Below are 13,247 nucleotides of genomic sequence, written 5' to 3'. Positions count from 1 at the left end.
AATGTATGATTACCGTTATGAACCACACCGGTTAATTTTTATGATTGATAACAAATCATTCTTTGCTAGTTGTGAGGCACTTCAATTAGGTCTAAACCCAATGAAAGCTGTGTTGGCAGTAGTTTCGCATCAGCCACATACAAATTACGGCTCGGGGCTAATTATGGCGGCTTCACCATTAGCGAAAAAGAAATATGGGTTGACTAACGTCATGCGGGTACGTGATTTACCCACGAAAAAAGAAGCGCCGGATTTGATTTTAGTAGAACCTCATATGAATTTATATATCAAGCGCAGCATGCAGGTATTGGCAATTTTTCAAAAGTATGCTGCTGATGAGGATATCCATGTCTATTCTATTGATGAAAGCATGATTGATATGACTAAGTCATGGCGTTTGTTTGGCAACGATCCGTATCTGGTAGCACGCAAAATTCAGGTAGAAATCAAATCAAAAATTGGACTTTACACTACTTGCGGAATAGGAGAAAATCCATTGCTAGCCAAATTAGCCATGGATATTTCTGCTAAACACCGTTGTTCAATGATTGATTATTGGCATTATATTGATGTACCTGATACTATTTGGCAAATTAAAGATCTGGAAGATGTTTGGGGGATTGGCAAAAGAATAGCTGTCCGTTTGCGTCGGTTACATATTAATAATATGTATGAATTGGCACATACTGATCCAGCAATCTTAAAAAAAGAATTTGGCGTGATTGGTGAGCAGTTATTTGCAATCAGCTGGGGGGTGGATCGCAGCATTATTAGCGAAAAATATTTTTCCATAATGAAAAATTACGGTAATTCTCAGATTTTAAACCGTGACTATACAGATCAGCGGGAGATTGAGATAGTCTTACGTGAAATTGGCGAGCAGGTAGGTGCCAGAATACGGGCACACCGCTTGCAAGCTGGCTGCATTAGTTTATTTGTCGGCTTTTCCAGGTATGAACAAGATGGCAGGCGCAAGGGCTTTAATGTGCAGCAAAAAATTTGTCCGACCAATGATAATGACTTGTTAGTGCAAGAAGTACTGGCACTTTTTCGTAAAAATTGGCATGGCGAAACAGTCCGTGCTTTAGGGGTTAACTGCAGTCGTTTAGAGCCGGATACCTGCCAGCAATTGACCTTTTTTGTTCCAGCTTCTGAACAGATAAAAAAACGGACTATAAATATAACTATTGATAGAATCAGAAAGAAATATGGCTTTACCAGTTTGGTCAAGGCATCGAGCTTGGCTAAAGGTGCAACAGCAATCAGGCGCAGTAGTTTAGTTGGCGGGCATAATGGCGGAAATGCATATGAATGATTTTGATAAAATTGTCACAGACTTTTTTAAAAACTATCAAGATCGCAAAATGAAAAAGTGGCAAGGTTTCTTTTTAAGCGATCATACAATGGCAATTAATAAAGATAAGCAAAAGCGCAGCGTGAAGCATCCCGCTAAACAAACTATGAGTATGGAAGAAATAAGCCTGCAACTCCTTAAGGCGTATGGTAATCACCGCATGGTTCACCTGCAAGTTAAGGTCATGAACAGTGATGATCAGCTGCCCGCCGATATAGTTGGTTTTGTCAGTGGCTATAGTGATGATGGTATTATTGTTGCTGGCCAAAAAATTGCGCTAGAAGATATCAACAATATCAGTGTCGATTGAGAAAATTTTTCTTGATATTTTATATAGGTTGCTTTTTTTGCTATAATATGGAACTTGTAAGGTACATAATAGTATAGAGGTAATTTTTGTGAATACACCAGCATCGAGGCAAGGCAACATTATACGCTATTTTGTTTATTTTATTAGCTATTTGATGGTTGTCGGCGTGATTAAGCTAGTTACTGCTAATTCACCGATTCATATTTGGGATTTAATCTTATTTGCAACTATCTCGCTGATGGTTTCATTGTTTTTTGTTTATCGTTTTAATAGAGAACAGCGCTTTTTTGACCGTAGTTTTGGGGGTTCCTGGCTGAATAATTTTGGCTTAATAATTGGTCTGACTGCTGTGGTAACGGTATTACGTATTAGTGTTTCCTGGCTCCAATCCTATGGCAGATTAAAATTATATAATTTTCAAATTGCTTATTTGCACCAGGAGGCAAGTTTGACTTACTGGTTTTTACTAGCTGCAATAGGGATAGTTTTACCAATTCTGCAAGAATTTTTAATTACTGGGTTTTTATTTAATTATGCGTTTAGAAGTAACACTGTTCTAACAGCAATTCTGGGCATACTTACTTCTGGTATCTTGTTCAGCTTACTTAATTGGCAAAATTCACTGTTACTATTAGTAGTTAACGTTGTACTTGGTGGGCTTTTTGCCTGGTCTTACCTTTATACTCAAACTTTATGGATGCCAATTTATTTAGCGGTGCTAAATGGCATTATCTTAATAATTATGACTTAAAATAAAAGCTTAGCACATGAAATAATTCCCTAAATTTTGTCCGAAATTTGGGGAATTTTTTGGTTTCAATTATCTGCGTAGAGTAAAAAGGCAACGACTATCGAAGTCATTGCCTTTTAATTAAGCGGATAGCGTGAATCGAACCCGCATCTTCAGCTTGGGAAGCTAACATTTTACCATTAAACTATACCCGCATTACTCAAACAGTTTACCATGTTTCGTTTGCGAAACCAAGTTTTGTTTTTTGATTTTTAAAACTGGCTAGATAAAATGTAGCTAAAGCCCTTAATATTTTCGCGCGCTTTAGCCTTATTTGCGTAATAATAGGTGATAGAAAAATTTAAGAGTAATTACTTTCTATGGGGCATTTTGACAGAATCAAGCTCCAACTGGCTGCGATCAACTAAAGACGAGAAGTTTTGAAACAGCCATTGGCGCAATTCATCTGGTTGAATAACTAGGGGCATACGGTCATGAATTGGGGCATAGGACGCGTTAGGCTTAGTAGTTACCATTGAAAAATGGTCTTTTTGATAGATTCCGGCTATTAATGTCAGTGCGGCATTCGCATTTTTAAAACTGAAGCGTTCGTGATAACTATGGTTATTTTCCCCCAGATAGGTTTCATGACCGGATTCAAAAAATTGCTTGGCAACAATAATACAGCGAGATTTGGCAAATGAAGAATCCCACATTGATCTTTTTTCTTCAAAGAAGCGTTCAACCCGGGCATTAAAAACCACTTGTTTGTGGTCGAATGGACTGGGATAACCCCAGGATTTAGGCAGTAACTGTAATTGCTTATCCGAATATACTAGTACAGGAGCAATTCCTTGTGGGAAAATGTTCTGGTTTTGGGGTAAGTTACTTGCGGGTTCTATTAAAGGCAAGTTTAAGTCGTTTGCTAAGTATTTTTTAATTTCGGCCAAACTTGGTAGTTGAAATTGATTACACATTTTTTCCTCCGTGTTTAATCATTGCTTGATTTTTGGTAGAATTATTATAAATTATTATATTAAAAAGATTTTAATTATTTAAGGAAGGAAAACTAAATTGAAAAAGAAAATTATCCTGACAGGTGATCGACCAACGGGAAAGTTGCATGTGGGTCATTACATTGGTTCATTAAAGAATAGGGTAAAATTGCAAAATTCGGGTGAATATCACCCATTTATCATGATTGCTGATACCCAGGCTTTAACTGATAATGCCCGTAATCCTGAAAAGATTCAAAAAAGTTTAATTCAAGTAGCATTAGACTATTTGGCAGTGGGGATAGATCCTCAAGTTTCAACCGTTTTCGTTCAATCCCAAATACCCGCCTTGTTTGAACTGACAGCCTATTATATGGACTTAGTCACAGTCAGCCGCTTAGAGCGTAATCCAACTGTTAAAGCTGAGATCAAGCAAAAAGGTTTTAACGATTCCATTCCCGTGGGCTTCTTAAATTATCCAGTATCACAGGCAGCTGATATCACAGCCTTTAAGGCAACTTTGGTACCCGTTGGGGATGACCAAGAGCCCATGCTAGAACAAGCACGTGAAATTGTGCGGACCTTTAATCGTGTCTATAACTGCAATGTCTTAGTAGAACCTAAAGGCTATTTCCCAGAAAAGGGTGAGGGGCGCTTGCCTGGTTTAGATGGTAATGCCAAAATGTCCAAATCCTTAAATAATGCTATTTATTTATCTGATGATGCCAAGACCGTTGAACAAAAAGTAATGTCAATGTATACTGATCCCCAGCACATCCATGTTGAAGATCCAGGCAAAGTAGAGGGCAATACTGTCTTTACCTACCTTGATATTTTTGATCCTGACAAGAATAAGGTAGCGCAATTAAAGGCAGATTACCAAAAAGGCGGCTTGGGTGACGTTAAAATTAAGCGTTACTTAAATACGGTGTTGGAAAAAGAACTGGCTCCAATACGTGAGCGGCGTGCTCAATATGAACAGAATATATCTGCTGTTTATGAGATGCTGATTGAGGGCTCTAAAAAAGCAAACGAAGTAGCTGATCAAACCTTACAAGAGGTACGAGACGCAATCGGTTTGAATTATTTCAAGAGGTAAAAAAATGCGTAAGCGAATTCCCTGGAAACAGTACTTTATGATGCAGGCCTTGGTAATTGCCCAGCGCTCAACATGTGACCGGGCTTTGGTTGGTAGTGTTTTAGTTAAAAAGAATCGTATTATTGGCACCGGTTATAACGGTTCTGTTACGGGTCAGCCTCATTGCGATGATGTAGGTCACCAATTAGTTGACGGCCATTGCGTGCGGACAATTCATTCAGAAATGAATTCACTTATTCAGTGTGCACGTAACGGTGTTTCAACCGATGATACTGAAATTTATGTTACGCACTTTCCCTGTTATAATTGTGCTAAAGCTTTAGTGCAGGCTGGAGTTAAAAAAATCAATTATTATTTTGATTACAATGACAGTCCGCTGGCGATTAAACTTTTTAAAGACTGTGGGGTTCCTTATGAACAAATTAAAATCGATCGGCAATATGTGGAGCAATTGGCCCATAAACTGGAAGACGCTGAAAACTAAATTAGCGTTATTTACGGTTTTAGTCGGTATTTTTCTGACGCTGACGGGCTTTGCAAGTCCCAACATTAAAGACAATAGTAATTTGCTTGAACGCGAAACCAGTAAATTGATTTTAGCCAAAAATGACCGTTATTTTCAAACCAGTGAACAACCACAAATCATTGTCAAAACGGTAAACCGGGTTGACCATTTAACACCCGCCAAATTAAATAAATATAAACGGACAGTTTTTATCGTTGTAGGTACTAAAAACAAGAAGCGTAACGTGCAGATATATTCCAGTAAAGATCTTCACAGTGCGTTTTCTGCTGATGTCCGGACAAATATAATTCGGTCTCAATCTGATAAATTGCGTAGTAACAATAAAAAGAAATTTAATGAAGGATTACGCTTTGTTTTTAGGGCATGTGCCACTACCATTGATCAGCGTTACCAATATTCACTTGATAAATATGACTTGTCCAGTGATGAACGTGCGCAACTTTCCCACCCTCATAGGCTGGCTTTACCTATTGCTTTAGCCTTGGCACTAGTAATCAGCGGCTTAGTTTACTTTTTTAAAAATAATTTGAACATAAAAAGGTAAAAATGTTGACTTTATCATGTGTTATGTATTAAACTCACAGTGCAAATTAAATAAGAACAAATAAACTGTTAGGTGAGACTCCTACGTGAACAAATGCTATCGCCCGGAAACATCCAGAGATGCCAACGGGTCAAATAGTTTTCGTCGATATAAGGCGCAAACCAGATAGCTAGCAGCACAAGCTTACGTCACGTAGTGTTAAAACTGAACGATGAGTATAATAATACCTGTTGAAAAGGGGACGCCAAGCGGTTAGCTAGGTGGCTCCTTTTTTAGTTTGTTTGAATTAGTTGTGTGATGAGGAGAGTGGGAAAATGCTGAAAAAACCAAATGGTACTACCAGCAACAAAGACTTGGAGTTGGTAAAAGCAATAGCTAAAGAAAATAGATCCGAGACTTTAGCGCGGCTGCATGCTAGCAGTAACGGTTTAACTAGCGAGCAAGCTGAAAAAAACCGGGAGGAATATGGTTCTAATACTATTGCCACAAATAGACACAATTCTAAGCTCCGCTTTTTAGCGGAAGCTTTCATCACGCCATTTACTTTGGTATTGCTGGTCTTAGCTACATTGTCTTTATTTACCGACTATATTTTTGTACCAGCAGGAGAAAAGGACTTAACCACCGTAGCAATTATGGTCACGATGGTTTTGATTTCCGGAATAACCAGTTTTGTGCAAAACGTCAGGTCATCTAATGCTGTGGATTCTTTACTTAAACTCGTTTCTGTTACGACAGATATTATTCGCGATGGTCAGGACCAGGAAATTGATACTAGTGAAGTGGTTGTAGGTGATGTAATTCGGTTAGCTGCAGGAGACATGGTACCGGCCGATATGCGCCTTTTAACCAGTAAGGACCTCTTTTGTTCTTCCAGTTCTTTAAATGGTGAATCAAATCCGGTAGAAAAAATTGCCACTGCCAAGCCAAAAATTGGGGCGGATCGTGATTATCTGGATTATCCTAATATTTTATACGAAGGTACAACAATCGTTTCCGGTTCTGGTTTAGGAATTGTTTTTGCGACTGGTGAAAGAACTATATTCGGTAAACTGGCTCATGATATTTCACATAATGATGTAAAAAACACGACCTTTGATGTTGGTATCAAAAATGTTTCTAGATTATTAATAATTATGACTGCCATCATCGCACCTTTGGTTTTCATTATCAATGGTATTACTAAGGGCGATTGGGTTAATGCCCTGATCTTTTCAATTGCGACCGCTGTCGGACTAACACCCGAAATGCTACCTGTAATTGTAACCACCAATCTGGTTAAAGGTTCAATTGAAATGTCCAAAAAAGGCACAATTGTTAAAAAGATGAATTCAATTCAGAACTTTGGCTCGGCTGATATTTTGTGTACTGATAAAACTGGGACCCTGACTCAGGACAAAGTAGTTCTAGAGCGTCATTATGATTTAAATTTACGGGAAAATCCGCGGATTTTAGAGTTAGGCTATCTTAATTCCAATTACCAAACGGGGATGAAAAACCTGATTGACAAAGCAATAATTGAAGCTGCTGGGGATGAACTGGATATCAGTGAAATTCAGCGTGATTACAATAAGATTGATGAAATTCCGTTTGACTTTTCCAGAAGACGCATGAGTGTGGTAGTGGAAAACTCTGATGAACAGCACGGCGAGCACTTGTTAGTAACTAAGGGTGCTTCAGAAGAAATGATGGCTGTTGCTACCAAGCTTGAAGTTGACGGTCAGATTTTACCTTTAACACCTGAACGTAAGCAAAAAGTAATGGCTAAAGTAAATGACATGAATGATGATGGTTTGCGCGTGATCATGCTGGGGTACAAACGTAATCCTGCACCAGTTGGTGAATTTTCAGTAAAAGATGAAAATGACCTTATTCTTTGCGGCTATCTTGCCTTCCTTGATCCCCCTAAGGAGAGTGCGAAAGATGCTCTAGCGCGTCTAAAGCATGATGGTATCAGCGTTAAAATTCTTACAGGAGATAACGAGGCCGTTACCAGAACGGTTGGCTTACAAGTTGGTTTAAATGTCGATACGGTTTATTCAGGTGCGGATCTTGAAGGTAAGAAGCCTGAAGAACTGGCAAAAATGGTGGAAGAATGCAATATTTTTGTCAAATTATCGCCGGAAGATAAAACCAAAATTATTAATCTGCTAAAGCAAAATGGTCATACAGTAGGCTATATGGGTGATGGTATCAATGATGCTCCTGCAATGAAGGCAGCTGATGTCTCAATTTCTGTTGATACTGCTGTGGATATCGCCAAGGAATCTGCTGATATTATTCTGCTGCATAAGGATTTGAATGTACTAGAAGAAGGCGTGAGAATCGGTCGAAAAGTATTTGGCAACACTATGAAGTATATCAAGATTACGCTGTCTTCCAACTTTGGTAATATTTTATCAATTATGGTGGCTTCTTCTTTCTTGCCATTCTTGCCAATGCTGCCACTGCAACTCTTGGTTTTAGATTTACTCTATGGCACTAGTTGTCTGGCGCTACCATTTGATGACATGTCTGATAAGTTCTTAAAAGAACCACGGACATGGTCAACCAAGAAGTTGCCTAAGTTTATGTTTTACTTTGGTCCAACTTCATCTGTCTTCGATATTCTGACATTTGCGTTATTATTCTTTATTATTTGTCCACAATTGACAGGAGGAAATTACAGCGCTTTGGGAGCAACCCAAAAAGTTGCATTTGTCGCTCTTTTCCACACCGGCTGGTTTATTGAATCACTTTGGACTCAGGAAATGGTTATTCACGCTTTGCGTGATCCGCGTTTGCCATTTATTAAGCAGCACGCTGCACCGGGAGTTACTCTAGCAACATTTGGTGCTGGGGTAATTGGAACCTTGATTCCATTTTCATTCTTGGCAACAAAACTGGGCTTCGGCAAGATGCCAATTGAATTTATGTGGGTAGTATTCGGTATACTTGTTCTATATATTTTATTGACTTCAGTTGTCAAGTATTTCTATTTAAAGAGCGAAAAATTTTTAATCTAAAAGTAAGTACAGAATACTAAATATCTACTAAAAAAGAGAACTCCGTAAGGAATTCGCTTTTTTGTTAGTGTAGTATAATATAGTATAATTAAGCGAAAATTAAGGAGCAAATGAATATGGCTGATAAAAAAACTTTTTATATCACAACACCAATCTACTATCCATCCGGCCGATTGACTATCGGCAATGCTTATACCACAATCGCAGCTGATGTGATGGCGCGCTACAAGCGCAGCCAAGGCTACGACACCTTCTTTTTAACTGGTACTGATGAGCACGGATTAAAAATTGAGCAAAAAGCTGAAAAGCAAGGGGTTAAACCGCAAGAATTTGTGGATAAAATGGTGGTTATTTATAAAAAGCTGTGGCAAAGCCTTGATATTTCATACGATAAATTTATTCGGACTACTGATAAAGAACACGTTAAAGGCGTTCAAAAGATTTTTGAGCAGCTGTTAAAACAAGGTGATATTTATCTGGGCGAATATACAGGCTGGTATTCTGTAGAAGATGAAGAGTATTTCACAGAATCACAATTAGCTGAAGTTTATAAAGACGATGATGGTAATGTGATTGGCGGCAAGGCACCATCTGGTCATGAAGTCCAACTGGTTAAAGAACCATCATACTTTTTCAAGATGAGCAAATACGCAGACAGACTTTATCAGTACTACCAAGACCATCCTGATTTTATTCTGCCTCATTCTCGCGAAAAGGAAATGGTCAACAATTTCATAAAGCCTGGTCTGGAAGATTTATCAGTCACCAGAACGACTGTTTCTTGGGGTATTCCTGTTCCAAGTGATCCTAAGCATGTCGTGTATGTTTGGATAGATGCATTATCTAACTATATTACTGCATTGGGCTATGGCTCAGACGATGATTCTTTGTTTAAAAAATACTGGCCGGCTGATATTCACTTGGTAGGGAAAGAAATTGTTCGTTTCCACACAATATACTGGCCGATTATGTTGATGGCTTTAGGTTTGCCATTACCTAAGCATGTGATTGGTCACGGCTGGGTTTTGATGAAAGACGGCAAAATGTCCAAGTCGAAGGGCAACGCAGTTTATCCTGAATCTATTATTAACCGTTATGGCGTGGATGCATTGCGTTACTACTTAATGCGTGCCTTGCCATTTGGCTCTGATGGCGTCTTTACGCCAGAAGATTTCGTTGAGCGCGTTAACTATGACTTGGCTAACGACTTAGGCAATCTGCTCAACAGAACTGTTTCCATGATCAATCAATATCAAAATGGCAAAGTTGAACCAGTTGCCCAAGAGCAGGATGACTTAGGTAAGGACTTGGCCCAAACGGCAGCAGACGTTATTGCCAGCTATAAAACAGAAATGGATACTTTGCACTTTACTCAGGCAATTGAAGATATCTGGAAGTTTATTAATCGTGCTAATAAATATATTGATGAAACAATGCCTTGGAAATTAAATAAGGAGGGTAAAGCTGCAGATTTAGCGCGCGTAATGTCGAACTTGGCAGAGAGTTTACGTATCATTGCTTTGCTGATTGCTCCAATTATGACCAGGACTCCAGTAGAAATGTACAGACAATTAGGTCTTGACTGGCAGAATGATGAGCACAAGCAACTTGAATTTGGTGCATGCACCTGGGAAACTCAAGTCATTTCTGATCCCAAGCCGATTTTTCCAAGAGTTAAGCCTGAAGAAGAAATTAAATACATTAAAGACGAGATGGCTAAAGCTAAGCCGAAGAAGGCAAGCCGCAGCGAACAAGGTAAGGATAAAGAAATATCTATTGACGATTTTGCTAAGGTTAAAATCCAAGTCGGTAAAATTCTGTCTGTTGAGCCAGTTCAAGGTTCTAAGAAATTGCTTCAGTTCCAAATGGACTTTGGCAATGGCGATGAAAGACAGATTTTAAGTGGTATTAGGCAGTATTACCCTAATGCCAGTGAATTACTGGGCAAAAAGGTTTTGGCTGTCACTAATCTTAAGCCGCGTAAAATGTTAGGTCATCTAAGCCAAGGTATGCTGCTTTCTAGTGAAAAACATGGTGAAGTAAAGCTGGCTTTAGTTGGTGACGAACATGAAATTGGGGCCCAACTAAGTTAATGGAATTAATTGATAACCATACTCATTTACAAGATGAACCATTTCGGGGCAAAGAAGAATTTTATTTGGATCGAGCTCAAAAATTAGGTGTGACCAAGATAATTTGTGCAGGACAGGATCCAGAGTTTAATAAGCGCGCAATTGATTTAAGCCAGCGTTTTACTCAAGTCTCTGCGATGGTGGGTTATTGCCCTGATGTGGCCAAAGATTATAACCAAAAAGCAGAAGACTTGCTAATTGAACAGTTGCAGCTTCCTGGCGTTGTGGCGTTAGGTGAAGTAGGGCTAGATTACTATTGGGATGAATCTCCGCGTGATAAACAAAGAGAGGTTTTTGCCAGACAGGTTGAACTGGCTCATGAATTAAAAAAACCGGTTGATATTCATACGAGGGATGCTTTTGGTGATTGCTATGAGATATTAAAAAGCAGTAACTTAGAATATGGTGCAATTTTGCACAGCTTTAATGGCGATATTTCATGGCTGACTAAATTTTTGGATTTAAATGTATATTTTTCTTATTCTGGTGTCGCTTCCTTTACTAAGGCAACTGCAGTGCATGAAGCGGTCAGAAAAACTCCGTTAGAGCGATTGTTGGTGGAAACCGATGCTCCGTATTTAACTCCTAAGCCATATCGCGGCCGGCAAAATGAACCGGGCAATGTTTATTACGTAGCTCGCGCTATTGCGGAATTAAAGGATCTCCCGTTAGAAAAAGTTGCTCAGGCAACATATGCGAATACGATGAGGGTCTATGGTCTTAACTAAAAAACAATATAATGCCGTTGTTGTCGTTGAGGGAAAAGACGATACTATTCGTCTTAAACAATTTTTCCCCGGGATTGAAACTATCGAAACGAATGGCTCGGATGTGCCTGATACAGTACTTACTGAGTTGCAGGAACTAGCTCATAAAAGAGAAATTATTGTCCTGACAGATCCTGATTTAAACGGCGAGCGAATCAGACGTCTAGTTACTAAAGCAGTGCCGACCGCAAAGCAGGCTTTTATAACGCGTAAAGAGGGTGAGCCTCATAAAAAAGGTTCACTTGGCGTTGAGCATGCATCAAAAAAGGCACTGGTGAGGGCACTAAGTGCTTTACATGAAAAGAAGCTGCCCAGCAGTGATTTAACCAGGAAAAAATATCAAGAACTAGGTTTAGCCAGTGGCCCTAATTCACGCAAATTGCGGGAACAAGTGGGGATAAAGCTGAGCGTTGGCTATGGTAATGGCAAACAATTCTACCATCGTTTACAAACTTTTGGTATTTCACTTGCGGAACTTAAACAGGCTGTTGAGGAGGTTAAAGATGAACACTGAGATTCCTATTGGCTCTCCAGTTAGAACTCAAGCAATTATCAATCGCTATTTTATGAAGGCTAAAAAAAGCTTGGGTCAAAATTTTTTAGTAGACTTGGATGTACTTCAAGGTATAGTTCGAGCTGCCGCAATTAAACCCGGTGATCAGGTGATTGAAATTGGACCGGGAATTGGTTCTTTGACTGAACAACTGCTCAATGCCGGAGCTAAAGTTTTTGCTTATGAAGTTGATGAAAACCTCCCGGAAATATTGCAAAATGAACTACCCGCTAAAATAAATGGTATGCCATTGAAACAATGCTTTAAATTAAAAATGAAAGATATTTTAAAGGCTGATTTTGAAGCTGATCTGGTTGACTTTTTTGATTTAAATAAGCCGATCAAGGTTGTTGCCAATTTACCTTATTACATTACGACTCCAATCATTTTCTTTCTTAATAATTCTCAACTGAAATTTACCAGTTTAACCTTGATGATGCAAAAGGAAGTGGCCGACCGTTTGCATGCCCATGTCGGAACAAAGGAATATGGGCCTTTAACAATTGCAGTTCAAGCCGAAATGAGTGTGCGGTCCTATTTGACTGTCAAAAGCAGCTCATTTATACCTCAGCCTAAGGTTGACTCAAGTGTCGTAGTTTTAAAACCTTTAGCGGCAGCGAATAAACCTGATATAGCTAACCTTGAACACTTTAACCGGGTAGTTAAAATGTGTTTTGCTCAAAGACGTAAAACATTAAATAATAACTTAAAAGTTCTTCTGCCAGATGAAAAACAACGCTTAGCTCTGATTAAATCTTTGGGAGTCGATTCACGCATTCGTCCAGAACAACTGACACTAGAACAATTTGTTGAAATTGCACATAGGGTATCGGTTAAAAATTGACGAAAATATTCTGGGGTAGTTTTTAAAAAGAATTGAAAAAATAATAATAAAGTGGTATAATACAACTCAAAGGAGTTGTTTTCATTGCCAACATCTATTATGACCATTAAGAGTAAGCTGGATTCACATTTAGGTGATTCATTAACTGTAGTTGCAAGAGCTGGACGTAAGAAGGTAACTAAAAGACGTGGAATTTTGAAGAACACTTTTCCTGCAGTTTTTGTAGTTGATTTAGATCAAGATTCAAATAACTTTGAACATGTTTCTTATAGTTACACAGATTTATTAACCAAAAATATAACATTAAAATTTGATAACGCTGTGCAATAAGATTAAGGCGTCATCTTAAGATTACTTTTTGGCAATAACATTTGGTAAAATGTTAGTG

General features: G+C 38.6%; 13 protein-coding genes, 1 tRNA gene and 1 riboswitch. Of the genes, 12 read left to right on the top strand and 2 right to left on the bottom strand.

The annotated features are described in order from the left end of the window. Position 1 precedes the first annotated feature (1 nt). From GYV61_RS05645 to GYV61_RS05635, 3 genes are all read left to right on the top strand, one after another. On the top strand, positions 2–1,315 hold the full coding sequence (locus GYV61_RS05645; RefSeq protein WP_174795091.1) for a Y-family DNA polymerase: 1,314 nt from the start codon (positions 2–4) through the stop codon (positions 1,313–1,315). Next, on the top strand, positions 1,308–1,664 hold the full coding sequence (locus GYV61_RS05640) for a hypothetical protein (protein ID WP_110446526.1): 357 nt from the start codon (positions 1,308–1,310) through the stop codon (positions 1,662–1,664). The genes GYV61_RS05645 and GYV61_RS05640 overlap by 8 nt, the downstream gene beginning before the upstream one ends. Before the next feature lie 88 nt (positions 1,665–1,752). After that, positions 1,753–2,415 carry a CPBP family glutamic-type intramembrane protease gene (locus GYV61_RS05635; RefSeq protein ID WP_174795090.1) on the top strand — a complete coding sequence of 221 codons (663 nt, stop codon included), beginning with the start codon at positions 1,753–1,755 and terminating at the stop codon, positions 2,413–2,415. 123 nt (positions 2,416–2,538) lie between these two features. Here GYV61_RS05635 and GYV61_RS05630 read toward each other — a convergent pair. Both GYV61_RS05630 and GYV61_RS05625 read right to left on the bottom strand, forming a co-directional pair. Continuing rightward, positions 2,539–2,609 (bottom strand) — tRNA-Gly (locus GYV61_RS05630). A 156-nt stretch (positions 2,610–2,765) separates the two neighbouring features. Next, a complete protein-coding gene (locus GYV61_RS05625; RefSeq protein ID WP_174795089.1) occupies positions 2,766–3,371 on the bottom strand; it encodes an SOS response-associated peptidase family protein in 606 nt (201 codons plus the stop codon). A gap of 97 nt (positions 3,372–3,468) precedes the next feature. Between GYV61_RS05625 and trpS the strand changes: the two genes are divergently transcribed. From trpS to GYV61_RS05580, 9 genes are all read left to right on the top strand, one after another. After that, the gene (gene trpS / locus GYV61_RS05620) at positions 3,469–4,488 is read left to right on the top strand and encodes a tryptophan--tRNA ligase (protein WP_174795088.1); all 1,020 of its coding nucleotides are present in this window, start codon (positions 3,469–3,471) and stop codon (positions 4,486–4,488) included. Between the two features lie 4 nt (positions 4,489–4,492). Next, complete coding sequence (locus tag GYV61_RS05615) at positions 4,493–4,972, top strand: deoxycytidylate deaminase (protein ID WP_045928576.1); 480 nt, start codon at positions 4,493–4,495, stop codon at positions 4,970–4,972. Beyond that, positions 4,902–5,558: a TPM domain-containing protein gene (locus GYV61_RS05610; RefSeq protein WP_238786756.1), complete on the top strand. Its 657-nt coding sequence runs from the start codon at positions 4,902–4,904 to the stop codon at positions 5,556–5,558. Before GYV61_RS05615 ends, GYV61_RS05610 begins: the two co-directional genes overlap by 71 nt. Positions 5,559–5,615: 57 nt before the next feature. Then, a riboswitch (M-box (ykoK) riboswitch) is annotated at positions 5,616–5,782 on the top strand. Between the two features lie 90 nt (positions 5,783–5,872). Then, a complete protein-coding gene (gene mgtA / locus GYV61_RS05605) occupies positions 5,873–8,563 on the top strand; it encodes a magnesium-translocating P-type ATPase (protein ID WP_174795087.1) in 2,691 nt (896 codons plus the stop codon). Between the two features lie 116 nt (positions 8,564–8,679). Next, positions 8,680–10,656, top strand: a complete 1,977-nt coding sequence (metG, locus tag GYV61_RS05600) for a methionine--tRNA ligase (protein ID WP_174795086.1) — start codon at positions 8,680–8,682, stop codon at positions 10,654–10,656. Further along, positions 10,656–11,423: a TatD family hydrolase gene (locus GYV61_RS05595; RefSeq protein ID WP_174795085.1), complete on the top strand. Its 768-nt coding sequence runs from the start codon at positions 10,656–10,658 to the stop codon at positions 11,421–11,423. Before metG ends, GYV61_RS05595 begins: the two co-directional genes overlap by 1 nt. Then, positions 11,410–11,976, top strand: a complete 567-nt coding sequence (gene rnmV, locus GYV61_RS05590; protein ID WP_174795084.1) for a ribonuclease M5 — start codon at positions 11,410–11,412, stop codon at positions 11,974–11,976. The genes GYV61_RS05595 and rnmV overlap by 14 nt, the downstream gene beginning before the upstream one ends. Next, the gene (gene rsmA / locus GYV61_RS05585; protein WP_174795083.1) at positions 11,966–12,859 is read left to right on the top strand and encodes a 16S rRNA (adenine(1518)-N(6)/adenine(1519)-N(6))-dimethyltransferase RsmA; all 894 of its coding nucleotides are present in this window, start codon (positions 11,966–11,968) and stop codon (positions 12,857–12,859) included. Before rnmV ends, rsmA begins: the two co-directional genes overlap by 11 nt. Positions 12,860–12,943: 84 nt before the next feature. Beyond that, positions 12,944–13,189, top strand: a complete 246-nt coding sequence (locus GYV61_RS05580; RefSeq protein ID WP_034978009.1) for a Veg family protein — start codon at positions 12,944–12,946, stop codon at positions 13,187–13,189. The last annotated feature ends 58 nt before the right edge of the window (positions 13,190–13,247 follow it).

It is taken from the genome of Lactobacillus melliventris, from assembly GCF_013346935.1.
Lineage (GTDB): Bacteria > Bacillota > Bacilli > Lactobacillales > Lactobacillaceae > Lactobacillus.
Note: the sequence above shows the minus strand (reverse complement) of the source record. Positions and strands in the feature narration are given on the sequence as shown.

Coding starts and splice junctions, on each gene's coding strand:
- GYV61_RS05645 (WP_174795091.1), top strand. CDS start 2: ATGTATGATTACCGTTATGAACCACACCGGTTAATTTTTATGATTGAT.
- GYV61_RS05640 (WP_110446526.1), top strand. CDS start 1,308: ATGAATGATTTTGATAAAATTGTCACAGACTTTTTTAAAAACTATCAA.
- GYV61_RS05625 (WP_174795089.1), bottom strand. CDS start 3,371: ATGTGTAATCAATTTCAACTACCAAGTTTGGCCGAAATTAAAAAATAC.
- GYV61_RS05615 (WP_045928576.1), top strand. CDS start 4,493: ATGCGTAAGCGAATTCCCTGGAAACAGTACTTTATGATGCAGGCCTTG.
- GYV61_RS05610 (WP_238786756.1), top strand. CDS start 4,902: ATGAACAAATTAAAATCGATCGGCAATATGTGGAGCAATTGGCCCATA.
- mgtA (WP_174795087.1), top strand. CDS start 5,873: ATGCTGAAAAAACCAAATGGTACTACCAGCAACAAAGACTTGGAGTTG.
- metG (WP_174795086.1), top strand. CDS start 8,680: ATGGCTGATAAAAAAACTTTTTATATCACAACACCAATCTACTATCCA.
- GYV61_RS05595 (WP_174795085.1), top strand. CDS start 10,656: ATGGAATTAATTGATAACCATACTCATTTACAAGATGAACCATTTCGG.
- rnmV (WP_174795084.1), top strand. CDS start 11,410: ATGGTCTTAACTAAAAAACAATATAATGCCGTTGTTGTCGTTGAGGGA.
- rsmA (WP_174795083.1), top strand. CDS start 11,966: ATGAACACTGAGATTCCTATTGGCTCTCCAGTTAGAACTCAAGCAATT.